The sequence below is a fragment of the Streptomyces sp. WAC 06738 genome (genome assembly GCF_003945505.1).
Lineage (GTDB): Bacteria > Actinomycetota > Actinomycetes > Streptomycetales > Streptomycetaceae > Streptomyces.
This window is the reverse complement of sequence record NZ_CP029618.1, coordinates 5,904,070-5,922,451: the sequence shown is the minus strand read 5'-3', so window position 1 is coordinate 5,922,451 and position 18,382 is coordinate 5,904,070. Positions and strand designations below refer to the sequence as shown.

14 protein-coding genes are annotated in these 18,382 nt (G+C 70.0%); 10 read left to right on the top strand and 4 right to left on the bottom strand.

Annotation, left to right across the window (positions count from 1 at the left end; translation table 11 throughout):
* Positions 1 to 48 precede the first annotated feature (48 nt).
* The 9 genes from DMB38_RS26155 to DMB38_RS26115 all read left to right on the top strand — a co-directional run bounded on the left by DMB38_RS26155 (position 49) and on the right by DMB38_RS26115 (position 11,318).
* Positions 49 to 417, top strand: coding sequence for a pilin (locus DMB38_RS26155; RefSeq protein WP_125937213.1), 369 nt, complete (start codon positions 49 to 51; stop codon positions 415 to 417).
* 293 nt (positions 418 to 710) lie between these two features.
* Complete coding sequence (locus DMB38_RS26150) at positions 711 to 2,384, top strand: hypothetical protein (RefSeq protein ID WP_240662479.1); 1,674 nt, start codon at positions 711 to 713, stop codon at positions 2,382 to 2,384.
* A 7-nt stretch (positions 2,385 to 2,391) separates the two neighbouring features.
* Positions 2,392 to 3,342, top strand: a complete 951-nt coding sequence (locus tag DMB38_RS26145; protein ID WP_125937212.1) for a PrgI family protein — start codon at positions 2,392 to 2,394, stop codon at positions 3,340 to 3,342.
* Positions 3,339 to 5,186: a DUF87 domain-containing protein gene (locus tag DMB38_RS26140; protein ID WP_206337748.1), complete on the top strand. Its 1,848-nt coding sequence runs from the start codon at positions 3,339 to 3,341 to the stop codon at positions 5,184 to 5,186. Before DMB38_RS26145 ends, DMB38_RS26140 begins: the two co-directional genes overlap by 4 nt.
* Complete coding sequence (locus DMB38_RS26135; protein ID WP_125937211.1) at positions 5,186 to 7,588, top strand: DUF87 domain-containing protein; 2,403 nt, start codon at positions 5,186 to 5,188, stop codon at positions 7,586 to 7,588. The genes DMB38_RS26140 and DMB38_RS26135 overlap by 1 nt, the downstream gene beginning before the upstream one ends.
* A gap of 36 nt (positions 7,589 to 7,624) precedes the next feature.
* Positions 7,625 to 8,620, top strand: coding sequence for a replication-relaxation family protein (locus tag DMB38_RS26130; protein WP_125937210.1), 996 nt, complete (start codon positions 7,625 to 7,627; stop codon positions 8,618 to 8,620).
* Positions 8,617 to 9,528: a bifunctional lytic transglycosylase/C40 family peptidase gene (locus DMB38_RS26125; RefSeq protein ID WP_125937209.1), complete on the top strand. Its 912-nt coding sequence runs from the start codon at positions 8,617 to 8,619 to the stop codon at positions 9,526 to 9,528. Before DMB38_RS26130 ends, DMB38_RS26125 begins: the two co-directional genes overlap by 4 nt.
* Before the next feature lie 29 nt (positions 9,529 to 9,557).
* Positions 9,558 to 10,382 carry a hypothetical protein gene (locus DMB38_RS26120; RefSeq protein WP_125937208.1) on the top strand — a complete coding sequence of 275 codons (825 nt, stop codon included), beginning with the start codon at positions 9,558 to 9,560 and terminating at the stop codon, positions 10,380 to 10,382.
* A 144-nt stretch (positions 10,383 to 10,526) separates the two neighbouring features.
* The gene (locus DMB38_RS26115; RefSeq protein ID WP_164716122.1) at positions 10,527 to 11,318 is read left to right on the top strand and encodes a MarR family transcriptional regulator; all 792 of its coding nucleotides are present in this window, start codon (positions 10,527 to 10,529) and stop codon (positions 11,316 to 11,318) included.
* Positions 11,319 to 11,571: 253 nt separating this feature from the next.
* On the opposite strand, the gene DMB38_RS26110 is transcribed toward DMB38_RS26115, so the two are convergent.
* Positions 11,572 to 11,889 carry an SH3 domain-containing protein gene (locus DMB38_RS26110; RefSeq protein ID WP_240662478.1) on the bottom strand — a complete coding sequence of 106 codons (318 nt, stop codon included), beginning with the start codon at positions 11,887 to 11,889 and terminating at the stop codon, positions 11,572 to 11,574.
* A 412-nt stretch (positions 11,890 to 12,301) separates the two neighbouring features.
* On the opposite strand from DMB38_RS26110, the gene DMB38_RS26105 reads away from it, so the two are divergent.
* The gene (locus DMB38_RS26105) at positions 12,302 to 12,814 is read left to right on the top strand and encodes a DinB family protein (protein ID WP_125937205.1); all 513 of its coding nucleotides are present in this window, start codon (positions 12,302 to 12,304) and stop codon (positions 12,812 to 12,814) included.
* A 159-nt stretch (positions 12,815 to 12,973) separates the two neighbouring features.
* On the opposite strand, the gene istB is transcribed toward DMB38_RS26105, so the two are convergent.
* From istB to DMB38_RS26090, 3 genes are all read right to left on the bottom strand, one after another.
* A complete protein-coding gene (istB, locus tag DMB38_RS26100) occupies positions 12,974 to 13,771 on the bottom strand; it encodes an IS21-like element helper ATPase IstB (RefSeq protein ID WP_125937204.1) in 798 nt (265 codons plus the stop codon).
* Positions 13,768 to 15,402: an IS21 family transposase gene (gene istA / locus DMB38_RS26095; protein WP_206337844.1), complete on the bottom strand. Its 1,635-nt coding sequence runs from the start codon at positions 15,400 to 15,402 to the stop codon at positions 13,768 to 13,770. Before istA ends, istB begins: the two co-directional genes overlap by 4 nt.
* 441 nt (positions 15,403 to 15,843) lie before the next feature.
* Positions 15,844 to 18,300: a tetratricopeptide repeat protein gene (locus DMB38_RS26090; RefSeq protein WP_125937202.1), complete on the bottom strand. Its 2,457-nt coding sequence runs from the start codon at positions 18,298 to 18,300 to the stop codon at positions 15,844 to 15,846.
* Between the last annotated feature and the right edge of the window lie 82 nt (positions 18,301 to 18,382).

Genomic DNA, 18,382 nt, shown 5'->3' with positions numbered 1-18,382 from the left:
TCCCGTCTCTGTCCCGTCTTGCCGTGTGCCCGATGGAGGTGTACTGCCATGCTCGCGCGTCGTCGGCAGTCTCGGCCTGAGCCCCTCGGCCGCTGGTTCGTCCGCCCGGGGGCCACCGTGGCTATCACCGCGGTGGCACTGCTGGCCCAGCCGCCGCACGTGTGGGCGGTGGCCGACATCCCGACCGTCATCGACAACCTGCGGAACTGGATCGTCGGCATCCTCGCCGGCCTGGCCACCCTCTTCCTCACCTTCGGCGGGCTGCGCTACCTGATGGCCGGTGGTGATCCCGGTGAGGTCGAGGCCGCCAAGCGGGCGTTGAAGGCCGCGGGCATCGGCTACGGACTGGCCATCCTCGCTCCGGTCATCGTCACGGTGCTCCAGGGCATCGTCGGGGTGGGCGGGGGCGGCCAGTGACCAGCCCCCGGTATGTGGGCCGCTTCCTGCCTCTGCTGTTCCTGGCGGCCCTCGTACTGGTTCCGCTCGTCCACTCAGACTCTGCGCAGGCCGTAAGTACAGCCGCGCTGGCTCCCGCCGCTCCCGATCCGCCCGAACCCGAACCGCAGCCCGCGCCCACTCCGGAACCCGAGTCCGGGACGAGGCCGGATCCTACGCCCGGCCCGACCCCCACTCCGGGACGCCCCGAGGCCGAGCCGGAGGCGCCGTCCTCGCCGGAGCCGACGCCGAGTCAGACGCCGCAGGCGTGCGAGTTGGACGGCGATCCGAGCGACTGCAATAACGGAGGCAGCGCTTTCGGCTTCCTCGACGTTCCCGGAATGATCGTGGACGCGATCACCTCGTTCCTGGGCATGCTGGTCGAGCAGATCATGAGGCCGGTCCGGGAATTTCTCGCCGACACTCTGCTGGCGACGCCTGATGTCACCAAGCACGCGGACATCAAGCGGCTGTGGACGGCGACGCTGGGCATCACGGCCGGTATCTATGTGCTGTTCGTGACCGCGGGCGGTATCACGGTCATGGGATACGAGACGGTCCAGACCCGCTACGCCCTGCAGCAGATCGTGCCGCGGCTGCTGCTGGGGATGGTCGCGGCAGCGACATCGCTGACGGTGATGGGCAAGGCGATCAGCCTGTCCAATGCCCTGGCCCACGCGATCATGGCCACCGACATGTCGGACGCCGGGAAGGGCATGGTCGAGCAAGTCCTCCCCTTCGCCCTGTTCGGCACCGCGGGGTTGAAGCTGTATCTGTTGATCCTGGCGATCGTGATGATCGCGCTGGTCCTCGCGGTATTGATCGGGTTCCTGGTCCGGGTCGCGGTGATGGCGCTGTTGGCGGTGGCCGCACCGTTGATGCTGGCGTGTCATGCTCACCCGCTGACCGATCCGGTCGCTCGGCTGTGGTGGCGGGCCTTGGGCGGATGCCTGGTTATTCAGATCGCGCAGTCGATGACGTTCGTTCTGGCCCTGAAGCTGTTCTTCTCTCCCGGCGCCAAGACTCTGGGCATCCCGAAGTCCGATCAGCTAGGTACGACGCTCGCCGGCGTGGCCCTGTTCTGGGTGCTGTTCAAGATTCCCGGCTGGACCTTGCAGGTTGTCCTGCGCGGCTCCCCGGTCAGCAATCCGCACGCGCCGACCGGAGTGCGGATGCTCAAGCACCTGGCGATGTACCGGCTCATGGACCACTACTTGCCCGGCGCGAGCCTGCTCCGCAGACGCAGCGGACCGCGTGGCCGCGGCGGAGGCGCCGCCGGGCTCGGCCTTGGCCGCGGCGGGCCCAACGGTGGCGGCGGTGGCCGGCCGGGAGGGGGCGGGGGCGGGCCCGGTAGGGGCCGACCGCCCACCGGGCCCGGGCGAGGTGGTGCCCGAGGTCGGGGACGGGATTCGTCTGGCCGTGGGCCAGCAGCTTTCGCCCGTCCCCGTGGGCGGCGAGGGGCAGCAGATCAACCAGCCTCCGGCGCCCCAGCCGGGCAGCAAGGAGGACATCGCACTGGCGCCGCCGGCGCGCATCAAGCGCCCACCCCGGCGATCGCTCCTGGCGCCGCTGGCCGACCGGGCAGCGCTCCCCGACGCCACAGACCAGGGGCAGCTCCCGTCCCCCGTACGCCGAGAGGCCCCCGCGCCGTGATCCACCCTGCCCAGGCCCGCCGGACACGGCAACTGGCCCTGCCCGTCACCGCCCCGCGCAGCCCCCGGTCAGGAACATCCACTCAGCTATGGCTGCCGATCCGCGCCGAGCGCATCCCTGCCACGCCCCCAGCAGTCCGCGCCGCAGCAGCGCCAGGCTCTCCGCCGCGGATCGCCCGAGCGGGCCCGGCACCCAGGACACGCCAAATGCCCCTGCCCGTACCAGCCCGCCGCGTCCGCCTCCGCCCACCACGCCCCATGCAGTTGCGGCTGCCCCTCGAACCGCCCCGGAGGTAACTCCCGCATGAACCCACCCGACGAGGCAACCGATGCCTCGTACTCCACCCGCATCCCGGCCGACATCTCACGCCCCGACCGCATCTTCGGACCCTTCACCGCCAGGCAGACCGGGGCCCTCGCTCTTGCCGGAGTCGTAATGTACGCCGGCTGGTGGGCCACGCGCCTCTTCATGGCACCGCTCACCTACGTGGTCCTGGTCATCCCGATCGCCGGGGCTCTAGCCGCCCTTGCGGTCGGCCGGCGGGAAGGAATCGGCCTGGACCGCTTCCTGCTCGCCGCGCTCACCCATGCCCGCGCCCGGGGGCGCCGGGTGCAGGCCGCCGAAGGCGTGCCGCCGCTGCCGACCGCCATCCCCGACCAGTGGGCCCGTGCCGCAGGTCCGCCTCCGACCGCGATGCGCATGCCGTATGACGGCATCACCCCCAACGGAGTGCTCGACCTGGGCGGTGAAGGTAAGGCGGCCCTGGCGACGTGCTCCACCGTCAACTTCGAGCTCCGCTCGGGCGCCGAGCAGCAGGGCCTGACCGCGGCGTTCGCCCGATGGCTCAACTCCCTGACCGGTCCCACCCAACTGCTGGTGCGCTGCCACCGCATCGACCTCGCCCCGCTCGCCGCTGACCTCCAGCACCAGGCAGCCGCGCTGCCGCACCCCGAGTTGGAACGGGCCGCCCGTGCCCACGCAGACTTCCTCGCCGACCTCGCCGCGGACGGCAACCTGCTCGGGCGGCAGATCGTGCTGGTTTCCAGGGAAGAAGAGGCCGGGCCCGGCAGGCGGCACCACGCCGGCGAGGGACGGGTGCTGCAGCGCGTGGCCGAGGCAGCCCGCGCACTCAGCGCCGCCGAGGTCACGGTCACCGGGCTGGACAGCGAGCAGAGCGCCGAGTTGGTCAGCGCGGCTTGCAACCCCGACACCCCCACCGCGCCTGAGGACGGACCGGAAGGAGATCACGCATGACCTGGATCCGCTTCACCCGCCGCCACGCGAAGCGCGACACGTCGGTCGTCGACGCCGCCCGCCTGCTGGACGTCCATGGACCCGAGGCCATCGAAGTGCACGCCCGCACCCTCGCCATCGGTGAACACCTGGCCACCACACTGGTGGTCAGCGGCTACCCGGCCGAAGTCACCTCCGGCTGGCTGGCCCCGCTACTGAACTTCCCCGGCCACCTCGACATCGCCCTGCACATCGAGCCGGTCCCCAACCCCGTGGCGGCGGCCGGGCTGAAGAAGCAACGGGCCCGACTGGAGTCCGGCCGCCGCACCGGCTTCGACAAAGGGCACCTGGACGATCCGGAGGTAGAAGCCGCCGCAGCGGACGCCGCCGACCTCGCCTACCGCATCGCCCGCGGCGAGGGAAAACTCTTCCACGTCGCGATGTACCTGACCGTGCACGCCCCAGACGAGGAAAGTCTGGCCGAGCAGGCCGCCGCCGTCCGGGCGATCGCCGAGTCGCTGCTGATGACCGTAGCTCCGACGACCTACCGGGCACTGCCAGGCTGGCTGGCCACCCTCCCGCTCGGTATCGACACCCTCAAGATCCGCCGCACCTTCGACACCGCCGCGCTCGCCGCATGCTTCCCCTTCACCAGTCCCGACCTACCGATCACCGCAGGCGAAGACGGTACGGCGTCCGGAGTCCTGTACGGGTTGAACGCCGTCTCCGCAGCCCCGGTGATGTGGGACCGCTTCGCGCAGGACAACTACAACTCCATCGCCCTGGCCCGCTCCGGGGCCGGCAAGTCCTATCTGACCAAACTGGAGCTTCTGCGCCTGCTGTTCACCGGCGTCACGGCCTCGGTGATCGACCCGGAAGACGAGTACGTCCGCCTCGCCGAAACCGTCGGCGGGAACGTCGTCGCCCTGGGCGCTGACGGCGTACGCCTCAACCCCTTCGACCTCCCGGCCGCGATGGACAGCGGCGAGGACCTCCTGACCAGGCGGGTGCTGTTCCTGCACACGTTCCTCGCCGTTCTGCTGGGCAGCGACCTGGCCGCGGCTCAGAAAGCGGTGCTGGACCGGGCCATCCTCGCCGCCTACACGCGTGCCGGGATCACCTCAGACCCACGCACGTGGCAACGCACCCCGCCCACCCTCGCGGACCTCGCCACGGTCCTGGCCGACGACGACGGCCAGACGGCAGCCGATCTCGTCGACCGGCTCATTCCCTTCACCACCGGCTCGCACGCGCGGCTGTTCAATGGCACGAGCACCGTCTCCACCAACGGTCATCTCGTCGTGTTCGCCCTGCGCCAGCTCCCCGAAGAGGTCAAGGCACCAGCCATGCTGCTCGCGCTGGACGCGATCTGGCGGCAGGTCACCGACCGCGCACAGCCCGGCCGTCACCTGGTCGTGGTGGACGAGGCGTGGCTGCTAATGCGCGACGGTGCCGGGGCGCGCTTCCTGTTCCGCTTGGCGAAGGCGGCGCGCAAGTACTGGACCGGTCTTGCGATGGTCACCCAGGACGCCGACGACGTCCTCGCCTCCCCCCTCGGGCGGGCCATCGTCTCCAACGCAGCCACCCAGATCCTGCTCCGCCAGGCACCTCAGGCCATCGACGTGATCAGTGAGAACTTCCACCTCTGCCACGGCGAGCGGGAGTTCCTGCTCTCCGCGACCCGCGGCGAGGCCCTGCTGCTGACCGGCGACCGCCGGCACAAGGTCGCCTTCATCAGTGTCGCCGCTCCCGGCGAACACGGGGTGATCACCACAGACCCGAGCGAACTCACCACCGATCAACCGGGAGGCGAAGAACCCGACAGCGATGGCCTCATCGGCTCCTACGCGGCAGAGGACTTCTGATGGCGCACCCGGCGTACGCCGCATCCCAGCCCAGCGGGCCACTCGTGGACTTCCTCACCAACCCAGGCTGCCTCTGGGCCACGATCAGTGCCCAGGGCATCGGCTGGCTCGCCGCGCATGCACCCGTCCTCGCCCCTTGCAGTGCTGTCGCCGTGGCCAGCGGCTATGCGCTCAAGACCCGTCTGCGGCGGTGGCGCGAGCAGCAATTCGCCCAGGGCGCGCGCTGCGTGGAAATCCTCTCACCACCCACCGTCGCGCCCAGGGGCGGTGAAGTCCTGTGGGCCCAGCTCGCCGGCCTCCTGCGCCCCTGGTGGCGCCGGATCACCACTGGCCAGCCGCACCTCGCCTTCGAGTACAACTGGTCCTACACCGGGCTGTCCATCCGCCTGTGGCTGCCCGGCACCGTACCGCTGGGCCTGGTGCGCAGTGCCGTCGAGGCCGCCTGGCCCGGCGCCCACACCCGCGTCACCGAACCTGCCGCACTCCTCACCCCAGGCCATGCCGTATCCGCTGGACAACTACGTCCAGCTCGCCACGATGTCCTGCCGCTGCGCACTGACCACGCCACCGACCCGCTCCGCGCGTTGCTCCAGGCCGCCAGCGGCATGGGCGAGGACGAGTCCGCGTGCGTGCAGATCCTGGCCCGCCCCGCCACCGGCAGCGCACTGCGCCGAGCCCGCCGCCACGCCCGCAGGCTCAAAGCCGGAAGCGCTCCAGCCCGGCTCCCCGCCCTGGCCGCACTGCTCTTCCACCGCGCCCAGCCCGCCGCAACCGGCAAACAGGACCCCGGGTACGGAGCCGCAGTACGGCAGTCGGCGACCAAGCTCTCCGGCCCGCAGTGGCAGTGCTCCCTCACCTATGCCGCCACCTGCTCGACCAACACTGAACGGTCCGAGGACGTGGCGCGTGGCCGGGCCCACGCTCTCGCCTCGGCCTTCGGCCTCTACGCCGACCGCAACTACCTCGCCCGCGCCCGGCTACGCCATCCCGAACCGTGGCTGAGCACCCGGTGCTTCCCGCTCTCCCGGCCAGGGCTGCTGTCGGTCGCTGAGCTTGCCGCCATCGCGCACCTGCCCGTCGACCCGGATGCTCCTGGCGTGCAACGGGCCGGCGCCCGCTCGGTCCTGCCGCCCCCGAAGGTCCCCGAACCCTCACCCGGCAACAGCGTCAAGCCTCTCGGGCGCTCCGATACCGGCGCGCGCCGCGGTGTCGGCCTCGCGGTCACCGATGCCCGCCACCACCTCCATGTCATGGGCGCGACGGGATCCGGCAAGTCCACCCTCATCGCGAACCTCGCCCTGGACGACGTACGCCACCACCGGGGCGTCATCGTCATCGACCCCAAAGGCGACCTGGTCACCGACCTCCTGAACCGGCTCCCCGACACCTGCGCCGACCGCCTGGTCCTCATCGATCCCGACGACCCGCACCCCCCGCCCTGTCTGAACGTCCTCGACGGCACGGACATCGACGTCGTCGTCGACAACATCACCGGCATCTTCCGCCGCATTTTCAGCGCCTTCTGGGGGCCGCGGACCGACGACGTGATGCGGGCCGCCTGCCTGACCCTCCTCAAGCACCGCGAACGCACCCGCCAACTGGTCACCCTCGCCGACGTCCCCCGCCTGCTCGGCGAATCCGCCTACCGGCTGCGCATCATCCCCGCCCTCAAGGACCCGGTACTGCGCGGCTTCTGGGCCTGGTACGAATCCATGTCCGAACCCTCCCGCGCCGCCGTCATCGGCCCGGTGATGAACAAGCTGCGCGCCTTCCTGCTGCGCGACTTCGCCCGCCGCGCCATCTCCGCCGGCCCCTCCACCTTCGACCTCGGCCAGGTCCTCGACGGCGGCATCCTCCTCGCCCGCCTCCCCAAAGGAGCCCTCGGCGAGGAGACCGCACGGCTGCTGGGCTCGTTCATCGTCGCCGGGACCTGGCAGGCCGCAGCAGCCCGCGCCCGCGTCCCCGAGCACACCCGCATCGACGCCACGCTGAGTATCGACGAAGCCCACAACTTCCTCACCTTGCCGTATCCGCTGGAGGACATGCTCGCCGAGGCGCGTGGCTACCGCCTGTCCATGCTCCTCGCCCACCAACACCTCGCCCAGCTCCCGCGCGACCTGCGCGAAGGCATCTCCGCCAACGCCCGCAACAAGGTCTTCTTCAACGCCTCTCCGGAAGATGCCAACGCCCTGGAACGGCACACGCTCCCCACCCTGGCCGCGCATGACCTCGCCCACCTCGGCCCCTACCAGGCCGCTGCGCACCTGCTGACCGGCGGCGCAGAATCCGCCGCCTTCACCCTCATTACCCGGCCCCTCCCGCCCACAGTGCCCGGCCGGGCCAAAGACCTGCGCGCGGCGGCCGGCGGACGCACCGGCCCCCGCCCGGCCACCCGCCCCTGACACCCCTCCCGCACCGCCCCTCTGGTGGAGACTCCCATGCCCGCACTCCCGCGCCCTGCCTCCGGCCCCGGCTCGCGCTACACCGCCCGCGCCGCCACCACCCGCAGGCGCCCCTCCCGGCACACCGACATCGCCGCCCTATCCCGCGTCCTCACCGCCCGCGACCTGTGGCTGGCCCGGATGCTGAACGAACACCGCGTCCTGACCACCCACCAGATCGCCAGCCTGGCCTACACCTCCCTGCGCGCCGCCCAGCGCCGCCTGCGCACCCTGCACCACCACGGCGTGCTCGACTCCTTCCGCCCCCTCACCCAGACCGGATCCGCCCCCGAGCACTACACCCTCGGCCCCGCCGGCGCCGCCGTACTCGCCGCCCATGCCGGATGCGACCTCGCCGACCTCGGCTGGCGCCCCAGCCACACCGGCCGCATCGCCTACTCGCCCTGGCTGGGCCACGATCTCGGCGTCAACGAACTCCTGGTACGCCTCGCCGCCCGCAGCCGTACCACCGCAGGAACCGGGTTGCCACTCTGGCTGTCCGAGCGGTCCTGCGCCCGCCGTTGGGGCGACATCGTCCGCCCCGACGCCTACGCCCACTACGGCGCCGGCGACCTGGTGTTGCCGTTCTTCCTCGAATACGACACCGGCAGCCAGCCCCTGTCGCGCGTCGAAGCGAAACTCACCGGCTACGCCGCCTTCACCACCACGGCGAACGCCCGGCCAGCCCTGCTCATCCACACCCGCACCGCCTCCCGCGACCAGGCACTGCGCCGCCGCCTCACCGCCCCCGCACGCGAACTGGACCTGAACATCGCCACCTCCTCCGCGGACTTCACCACCACCGAACCCTGGGGCCCCTGGTGGAGCCCCCTGGCACCCGGAGACACGCGCCGCACCACCCTCACCCACCTCGCCACCCGCTGGTCCCCCCTCTGCCCCGCATGCGAACTGGAGCCCACCGACGCCGACACCGCCCTCACCCTCCCCGTGCCGCCGCTCCCACCGCCTGCCGGGCCCGGGGCAGGCTCGTGAACTCGCTGCTCACCAAGACCACCGGAGGCATCGGCTGCGCCATCCTCGCCCTACCGCTGCTGGCCGCTGCCATCATCGCCGCACTGCTAGGCGGGCTGTCGCCGAACAAGTACGCGCGGATGGACATCCCCGCCCACCTGCTCGCCCTCTACCAGCGCGCCGCACCCGAGTGCCCGGGCCTGCACTGGACGATCCTCGCCGCCATCGGCAAGGTCGAGACCGACCACTCGCGCGACCCCACCATGATTTCCTCGGCGGGCGCGGTCGGGCCGATGCAGTTCCTCCCCTCCACCTTCAAGATGTACGCCTATCCGGTACCGCCGGGCGGGAAGAACCCGCCAACACCTTGGGACCCCGTCAACGCCGTCTACGCTGCCGCCCGGCTGCTGTGCGCCAACGGCGCAAAGAACGGCCAGAACCTACGGCGTGCTATCTGGCACTACAATCACTCCGACTCCTACGTGAACCGCGTCCTGGCCATCGCCGACGGGTACGACTCCGCCGCACCGACCCCAAACAAGCCCGCTGCCAAAGCGGTTGCCTTCGCCCGCACGCACCTTGGCGCCCCCTACGTGTGGGGTGGCGACGGCCCAGCCGAGGGCGGCTTCGACTGCTCCGGACTGACCAAAGCTGCCTACGCCTCCGCCGGCATCACACTGCCCCGCGTGGCCCAGGACCAGTTCCGCCACGGCCCGCGCGTACAGCGTGATGCTCCGCTGCTTTCGGGGGACTTGCTGTTCTTCGGCACCAGCGCGGAGCACATCACCCACGTCGCCCTTTACATCGGCTCCCGTCGAGCAATCGACGCTCCGAGGCCGGGAGCCGTCGTACGTGAAGGCCCGGCGGACACCGACAGTGCTTCTTTCCAGGGCGCTACCCGCCCCGCGGTACGCAAGGGGCGCCAATGAGCGGGCCGCCACAAACTGAGGCTGCTCGGATGCTCCGGGCGCTTACCGCAGTGCTGTGCGCGGTCGGGGTTCTCGCCCTGGTGTTCACGGCGGTCAACGTCACCGGCTTCGCCACCAGCCGCGGCATCCCTCTGCCGATCGCCATCCTGCTAGACCCGATGATCAGCCTTGCTCTGGCAGGCACCCTGTACGCCGACGCCCGCCTCGCCGGCTGGGGCCTTGCCCCGCCAGCCTGGTCGACCACCATGCGCTGGGGTGCCGGCTTGTGCGCGGCGCTGATGAACACCTGGGCCTCCTTGTGGCCCGACGGACGCATCGGGCTCCCGCGTCAGGCAGACCCGGCCGCGGTGCTACTCCACCTCACGCCCCCGCTACTGCTGATCGCCCTGGCCGAGACCATCGCCGCCTACCGCCGCTTGCTGACCGAGGTGCACCACCGCACCCCGCCCGCGCCCGCCAGTGCACCCGCGCCACACCACCGAACCCTCGCGCATCCCTCCACGCTGCCGCACGAGGCCACTGCCACAGCAGCACCACCTGCCACGGCCACACATGCGGCAGACGGCACCGACTGGGAGGAGGCGCACCCCGACCCGACCAGCTCCCGCCCCCGCTCCCGTCACGTGCGCCCCTCAGACACCGACCTCTTCGCGCGCGCTCTGGCGTTGGACACCGCGTGGCGGGCACGAACGGGCCAGCCGATCTCCATCCGCCAACTCCGTCGCCAACTGCACCTCGGACAGCAACGCGCCCGCACCCTGCGCACCCGTCTGAACAACGCGCACCCGACGGGTGCACTCGCTCCCGATACCGCACCCCAACATCTCTTTGACCAGGAGCGATGCGGCGCTTGACGAACACACAAGAGTCGAGCGTCCATGGTCGCGGGACGACCGGAACCACCCGCGATGCGCACGCACCGGCCGTCCTACACGGCCACCCAGTGGCGGCCGCACCCCGGCCGGGGTCCACCCACCGAACCACCACGGGAGAGACCCATGACGAAGAAGACACCCCCCCACCACGACCCCAGCCCCGATTCCGAAACCGGAGACGAGACCGTACTCACCGGCTCCACCGTCGACGTGTTCACCGCCCTGACGGGCAAGACCGACTGCACCGCCGCGGATCTGGCCCGCGCCACCGGACTGGGCCGCTCCACCGCCACCAGGGCCCTGGCATACCTGGAACAGCACGGTCTCGCCGTACGCACCCGAGGCCAGCTCGAAGGCGGCCGCCGCACCCCCGACCGCTGGGAACCCGCCCCCGAACAAGCAACCCAACCGCACACCACAGAACACACCGAGACCACCCCCGAGCCGGACCCCAACCCCGCACTCGCCAAGGAAGACACGGAGCAGGACAAGGCCGATGCACCTCTCGCCGACACCGCGCAGCCCGTCGAGAACACGGCTGCTGCGGCCACGGATGGTCACAACGCCACCCACCCCACGCCGGACGGGACTCGCCCTCACGCCGACGGCGCTCCGGCAACTTCGCCGACACCCGGCAGGCCAACGGCCGCCCCGGAGTCGGACACGCCGCCCACACCCGCACCCGCTGCCGGTCGGCTGGCCCCCGGAGCCCTGCGCGAGCAGGTACTCAGGCACCTCCAAACACACCCCACTGAGGAATTCACGGCGACGCAGATCAGCCGGGTGATCGAAAGGAGTTCCGGGGCAATCGCAAACGCCCTAGCCACGCTGACCACCAAGGGGCTGGCTGAGCGGGTAACCGACACCCCCCGCCGTTACCGGCTGACCGACGCCACGGAGACTAACGGCCACTGACCCGTTCCCTCACCGGCCCGTGCCCACCGCAGACGCGGCGGGCACGGGCCGGTGCGAACTCCGTCGTGGCCTGGCCGCCGCCGTGCCTTCGCCGCCTCCGGGGCCGCCGTCGCCGTCGCGCTCGGCATCGCCGGTTGCACAACCACACCCTCACCGAGTGACGACGAGCAGGCAGGTCACCACACACGCCATAGATCATTCACGGGAAACGTAGGCAGGGCGCGGCCGACAGCACCGACCAACCAGCATTTCATTAGTACTTCTGATAGAGATCTGCGCAGTTGAAGATGACCCATCCCCGGCGCTTCTCGCCGGCCTTCCGGAACTGGATCTTGAGGTGCGAGAAGCCGCGCTTGGGCAGCTTGCGCTTCAGACCGCCCAGGACCTTCACCTTCTCGCCGCGGTACACCACCCCGACCAAGCGCGCGGACTTCCTCGGAGCTGAACGGACGTTGGCTGCCTGGCACGTCACCTTGACCACCGGCCTGGAGTACCCGTCTGCCGTGGTCGAGGATGGCGCGGCGGTGGCGGGCGCGAGACCGGCGAGCACAGCGCTGGCGACGGCCGCCACGACAGATGTAGAGATCAATTTTCGCATGCCCGGCCAACAGCGGCAGGCACCGCAGGTCACGGCTCCCCGACGAATATCACCATGTTCGGTGATCGCCGCTGTGTGTCATCGACCGGATGCCAGGGAAATTCGTCCGGTTCTCAGCGCGCGCAGCGACGACAGTGGTTGGGACTCCGAAGGCAACGAGTTCGACGTGAAGGAACAACCGAGCATCTGAACTGACCGTGGTGCACCCGCCATGCCGTTCTTGAAGGCGTCTCCCACGACACCACACGGCAGGCCTGGCTTCGTTGATCTAACGGAACAGCGTTTGTTGACGGCTTCCGGAGGCGTTTGGTGATCAACAGGCTCGTCAATGTTGAGGAGAAATGACGGCACCAGGCCCTGCGACCTCAGCCACTAGGGTCTGGGCATGGTCAGACATGTGCCGTTCACCGGCGGCGAGAAGGAAAGCCTGCACATCGCCCTAGATCGACACCGCGATGCGATGCTTTGGAAGCTCGAGGGCCTCGACGACGACCAACTGCGCCGCCCGGTAGCCCCGTCGGGCACGAGTCTCCTTGGGCTGCTCAAGCATCTCGCCGGCGCTGAACTCGTCTGGTTCTGCCTGACGTTCGGTCGCGAGTGCGATCCGCTTCCCTTCGAAGTCGAAGGCGACGAGGCATCCGACTGGCACGTAGCCGCTGACGAGCCGACCAAGGACATCTTGGACTTCTATGCCCGTGCCCGGGCCGCTGCGGACGAAGCGATCGAGAGCCTAGACATCGACGCCACCGGCACCGCATATGCGTTCTTCGACGGCGCCACCGTGTCACTGCGCTGGGCACTGATCCATATGCTTGAGGAAGTCGCTCGGCACGCGGGTCACGCGGACATCCTGCGCGAGTCCATCGACGGCTTCACTGGAGATCACAACTGGGGCTGACGCAGAGAACCTCATTCCTCCTGTCGAAAACAGGTGTGGAGACCCATCGAGCAGATGGGGGATCACTCCCGAGCAAGAGTGGTCGCGACGAGTGTCGTCAGTGGGACGGCCAGCCGCCCGTCAGGGCGGCTGGCCGTCGAGGCGGGTGGCTGGTAGCAGTCAGCCGGCCTTGGCGGGCTCCTCGGCCCGTGCCCGGGTGCTGGCCAGGCGGTAGGAGTCGGTGCCGGTTTCGATGATGGTGCCGTTGAAGGTCAGGCGATCGACGATGGCCGCGCAGAGCCGGGGGTCGGTGAAGGTCTTGGTCCAGCCGCCGAAGGACTCGTTGGAGGCGATGGCGACGCTGTTCTTCTCCTCGCGTTCGGTCAGGACCTGGAAGAGGAGTTCGGCGCCGTGCCGGTCGAGTTCCATGTAGCCCAGCTCGTCGATGCACAAAAGATCAACACGCCCGTAGCGGGCGATGGTCTTGTTCAGCTGCTTCTCGTCGGCGGCCTCGACCAGCTCGTTCACGAGTTTCGTGGCGAGGGTGTAGCGGACTCGGTAGCCCTTCATCGCTGCTTCGGTGCCCAGCGCGATGAGCATGTGGGACTTGCCGGTGCCGGAGTCGCCGATCAGGCAGAGCGGCTGCCCGTTCTTGATCCATTCGCAGCTTGCGAGGGTGTGGACGGTGGCCGCGTCGATGTTGGGGTTGGCCTCGAAGTCGAACGCCCGGATCGACTTCTCCCGCGGGAAGTTCGCCGCTTTGATCCGCCGTTCCGAACGGCGTCGGGCCCGGTCGTCGCACTCGGCCATCAGCAGCTCGGCGAGGAAGCCCCGGTAGGTCATCTGCTCCTTCAGCGCCCGGTCGGCGATGTCGGAGAACTCCTTGCGGATCGACGGCAGCCGCAGCATGCGGCAGGCGGTGTCGATGGCGGCGTCGGCGGCCTGCTCGGTCAAGCCTCGCTGGCGGGGAACGGTCACTGGGCTTCTCCCTCACGGTGGTCACCGCCGCTGTCGCGACGGCGTCGGAGCAACTGGTCATAGGGGGTCACCGAGGGCAGCGGCCTGGTGTCCGGCGGAAGATGAGCAAGGCGCCACTCGTGCAGGGACGTCACCGTCGCCGGCGGCTTGCCCGAGGCCGGTGCATTCGCGGTGGTGCCGGGTTCGGTCTCGGCCTGGGCGGCCTTGCGGGCCTCCAGTGCGACGGCGTCCGCGGTCATGGCCCCGGCCCGCAGGGCCGCGGCCAGGCCGGCGACGACATGCTCGTGGGGCAGATGCCGGCCCAGCAGCAGGACCTCGATCAGGGCCCGGGTGCCGTCCCGCTCGCCGTGGATCTTCTTGGCCTGGTCCCACCAGGCGTCATGGACCGGGGTGAACTTGCCGGCCGAGCGGGCCTGTTCGAGGGCGGTGGAGCCGGGAAAGGCACCGGGCTTGCGGACCAGGACCTCCAGATAGTGGTCCAGATCCAGGCGGACGGCGCCTTTGGCGATCAGCCGCTCGTGCCGGGCCACTTCCACGTTCCTGTCGTAGACCACCAGGTGAGAAGCGTGCAGCACGACCCGGACCCGTTTCCCGATCAGCCTGGTCGGGACCGAGTAGCGGTTGGTGCGGACAGGGATCTGGCTGTAGCGGTCGACCCGCGGCGTGAAGAGCCGGCCCGTCTTGAACGATTCGTCGGGCAACGGCCGCAGCAGCGGCTGTTCGAGCGCGAAGCACTCCGAGACCGTCTTCGCTCTCGATCCGATGCGGCGGGCGTCGTCCTGCCGGTCCCACTGCTCGACCATCCCGTTCAGCTCGGCGAGCGAGGAGACCTCGGGGACGGGAACCAAGTGGTTGCGGCGGAAGTAGCCGATCTGGCCCTCGACCCCGCCCTTCTCGTGAGCGCCTTCGATACCGGGCCGGCAGTAGAAGCTCTCGATGCCGAAGTGCGACTTGAACGCGATCCACCGATCCGTCTCCACCCTCGCCCGGCTCAGCCCCAGCACCTGGGCAACGGCGGCCTTGAGGTTGTCGTAGCGGATCTTGCTCCGTGGGACGCCGCCCAGCGTCCGCAGCGCGTGGACGTGGCCTTCGAAGAAGGCTTCCTGACCGGCCGAGGCGAACACGCGGTGGACCGCCTTGCCCGAAAACGACAGACGGAAAGAGAACAAGTAGCAGGTCACCAACTCACCTGCCAGCCGCACACTCACGTCGCCGAAGTCGACCTCCGCCTCATGACCGGGCTGATGGTTCTGCGGGACGAACGCCTCCAACGGTGCCTTGCCGGACTCGACCAGGATCTCCGGCTTCCGTCCGGCGACGTAGTAGCGGACCATCCCGTAGGAGACATCCGCCCCGTGCTCCTCGACCAGCCGGTGAAAGATCCTGGTGATCGTGTGCCGCTGCTTGCGCGGCGCATCCAGATCCGCCCGCAGGATCTCGTCGATCACAGGCTTGAACGGGCCCAGAGCAGTGGCCCGGGGCGGGAGCTTCTTACGCGGCTCCGGCCAGGCCGAATCCAACGCCTTCCGCACCGTCCGCCAGGTCACACCGTGCTTGCGCTCAAGCTCGCGCATCGACATGCCGCCGCGGTGGTCACGCCGGATCGCCGCGTACAGCTCGACCTTCGACATCGGCGGCATGACCAGCACCTTTCACCAGGAGCATGCCGATGCTCCCCTGGCAAGAGACCTGGCGCCTCCCGAACTCATCAACATCACCCGACCGTGGTTCGGGGTGCCTCCCAAACCCATCGACAAGTGACGTCACTACTGCTCGATAAAGCCAGCAGGCCATAGCCCTCACGGCCCCACAAGAGGTGGATCAGAGCTCAAGAGTTGACAGCGAATCTCCCTCCGGTAGACATCTGTGCCCGCTCCGGAATCGAACCTGCCCCGCACCGCGGCGTCCCTTGCGGAAGCTAGCTGGGGGTCCCGTTTGACTCGAAGCCGAGGGGTATGCGATTGCTGCCCCTGGCTAGGTGCTTTCCATCTCGTACGTGGCGACCACGGGCTTCCTGCCGGGCGGGACGTTGCCACACCGAGTCCGTGCTCGGGGCGTGGTCCGCGGTCCGGTCAGGGACGGGTGCGTTGCCACGGCCATCGACGTCGTTCGGTATACGCGGCTGCGGCCCGTGCCTCTGCCAGGTTGTTGCGGCTGGCGAGGGTGTCGGGGTGATCCGGGCCCAGAACGCGCTCGCGGTCGGTAAGGGTCTGCCGATCGAGGTCGGCGGCCTCCCGGCACCGGCCGAGCGCATACAAGGAGGTGGCGAGATTGTTCCAACTAGCGAGGGTGCGGGGGTGGTCCCGGCCCAGAAAGCGCTCGTAGTCGGCGAGGGTCTGCCGACGGAGGTCGGCGGCCTCCTGGCACCGGCCGAGCTCGCGCAGGGAACTGGCGAGATTGTTCCGACTAGCGAGGGCGTCGGGATGATCCGGACCCAGAACGCGCTCGCGGTCGGTGAGGGTCTGCCGATCGAGGTCGGCGGCCTCCCGGCACCGGCCGAGCTCGCGCAGGGAACTGGCGAGATTGTTCCGACTAGCGAGGGCGTCGGGATGATCCGGACCCAGAACGCGCTCGCGGTCGGTGAAGGTTTGCTGATCGAGGTCGGCGGCCTCCCGGCACCGGCCGAGCTCGCGCAGGGAACTGGCGAGATTGTTCCGACTAGCGAGGGCGTCGGGATGATCCGGACCCAGAACGCGCTCGCGGTCGGTGAAGGTTTGCTGATCGAGGTCGGCGGCCTCCCGGCACCGGCCGAGCTCGCGCAGGGAACTGGCGAGATTGTTCCGGCTGTTGAGGGCGTCGGGATGACCCCGGCCCAGCACGCGTTCGTAGTCGGTGAGGGTCTGCCGATGAAGGTCGGCGGCCTCCTCGTGACGACCTAGCGCGTTCAAGGAGGTGGCGGAGTTGTTGCGACTGGCGAGGGTGTCGGGGTGATCAGGGCCGTGCTGGTGGGTCTCGGCGTCCAGGACGCACCGGCGCAGGAGGTGTTCTTCAGTTGCGGCACCCGCGTTGCGAAGGGTGTAGGCGAGGCTGTCGAGCAAGTCGCGGGTGGTGGTGAAGTCGGCGTCGGATGTGCGGTCGAGGAGGGGCGGGAGGTGGGCGGCGAGGAGGCGGGCGGTGGGCCAGCCGGCGCGGCCCGCGGCGGTGGTGTCGTGCACGGTTTGGGTGAGATGGGCGTCGAGGGCCGCGTAGCAGGTGGTGCGGTCGGTGCCGGGGGGCGCGGTGAGCGCGATGACGTCGTGGACCACGGGGTGCAGCACAACCTGCCCGACCGCAAGGGTCTCCCCCGGGGTGTTGATCAGGCCGTACTGGTGGAGCCCTGCGAGGGCGGCGTCGAGTTCGGCTGCGGTGACCCTGCGGCCGGTGGCGTCGGTGAGCAGGGCGGGGGTGAGAAGAGTGCGCGGAACGGGTGCGGGCGCCAGGAGCGCGAGGAGATACAGCGTGGGGCGGGCGAGGGTGTAGCCCTCGCTGTGGAGTTGTGTGAGGGAGAGGTCGAAGGTGTGCCGCACCACTGTGCGCGCGACTTCCGGATCGGCCGCCTGCGGATGTTCGGCGCCGACGAGGTCACCGAACTCTTCGTCAAGGGCGTGCCGGTAGGCGGTGAAGGTGCGGAAGCGGCTGGTGGGGTTGGCGAGGTAGCGGCCCGCCGTCTCCAGAGCAAGGGGCAGCCCGCCGAGGCGTTCCCCGAGCGCGGCGGCTTCCTCCGCGGTACCGGCGCGGGGTGCGGCGTCACGTAGCACCTGGCCGGAAGCGTCGTCGGCCAGGGGTTCGAGGGGGACCAGGCGGGCTCTCGGCCCCCAGGTGTCGGGCGCCCCGTCGCGGGTGGTGACCACCAGGAGACCGGCTCCGTCAGGGCGTACCCACCCCCGGTAAGAACCAGGCGGCTCGCTGCCTGGGCCGAGACGGTTGGGGGTGTCGACGTTGTCGATCACGATCATCCACCCCCGTACCGCCGCCAGGTGCTCCCACACCACATCGACGAGCGCGGCCTGACCGCTCTGGGCGTCCTGAAGGCGGCTTTCGGCGAGGCCGAGTTCCTTGACGATGCGGGTGAGGTCGTGGGCGAGACGCGCGGCATCGTCCTGCCACCGCACCCAGAACACCGCCCGCCCCTGCGCCTCGGCCTGTTGGGCGGCCTGAGCGGCAAGGGTGGTCTTGCCCAGCCCGCCCGTACCGCAGACCACGACCAGTCCGCCGTCCCGACCGGCCGCCATCTGCTCGATGTCGGCGAGCTGGCTGTCGCGGCCCCGTACAGGGGCCGGAACGGCGGGAGCGCGGTACGAGTCGTGAGCAGCGGCGTCCCGCACCCAACGCCCACCCTCCCCACCGCCACCCGCGGCCGCGGCCGCGGGACGGGCGGGAGCGGGAGAGCGAAGGGTGAGCAACGATACCGCGAGACCGACCAGGCCGGCCGCCCCGCCGATCACACTCGAGAGCTGATCCGCCGTCTCCAGCCCGACCCGTACGACCGCCCACGCAATCCCACCCGCCACAAGGCCGCACACCGGCGCCCACACCAGCCGGGCGAGCATCCACCGCCACCGGCCCCGCCCCACATGCCTCGCCACGCCCGCAGCCCTCTCTACGCCCGTCCCGTACGCCGAGGATGCCCGC

What these genes read in the sequence shown, in the direction of transcription:
- DMB38_RS26130 (WP_125937210.1), top strand. Translation starts at nt 7,625, where the DNA reads ATGCCCGCACTCCCGCGCCCTGCCTCCGGCCCCGGCTCGCGCTACACC.
- DMB38_RS26105 (WP_125937205.1), top strand. Translation starts at nt 12,302, where the DNA reads ATGGTCAGACATGTGCCGTTCACCGGCGGCGAGAAGGAAAGCCTGCAC.
- DMB38_RS26115 (WP_164716122.1), top strand. Translation starts at nt 10,527, where the DNA reads ATGACGAAGAAGACACCCCCCCACCACGACCCCAGCCCCGATTCCGAA.
- DMB38_RS26135 (WP_125937211.1), top strand. Translation starts at nt 5,186, where the DNA reads ATGGCGCACCCGGCGTACGCCGCATCCCAGCCCAGCGGGCCACTCGTG.
- DMB38_RS26155 (WP_125937213.1), top strand. Translation starts at nt 49, where the DNA reads ATGCTCGCGCGTCGTCGGCAGTCTCGGCCTGAGCCCCTCGGCCGCTGG.
- DMB38_RS26140 (WP_206337748.1), top strand. Translation starts at nt 3,339, where the DNA reads ATGACCTGGATCCGCTTCACCCGCCGCCACGCGAAGCGCGACACGTCG.
- DMB38_RS26120 (WP_125937208.1), top strand. Translation starts at nt 9,558, where the DNA reads ATGCTCCGGGCGCTTACCGCAGTGCTGTGCGCGGTCGGGGTTCTCGCC.
- istA (WP_206337844.1), bottom strand. Translation starts at nt 15,402, where the DNA reads ATGTCGAAGGTCGAGCTGTACGCGGCGATCCGGCGTGACCACCGCGGC.
- DMB38_RS26145 (WP_125937212.1), top strand. Translation starts at nt 2,392, where the DNA reads ATGAACCCACCCGACGAGGCAACCGATGCCTCGTACTCCACCCGCATC.
- DMB38_RS26090 (WP_125937202.1), bottom strand. Translation starts at nt 18,300, where the DNA reads ATGCTCGCCCGGCTGGTGTGGGCGCCGGTGTGCGGCCTTGTGGCGGGT.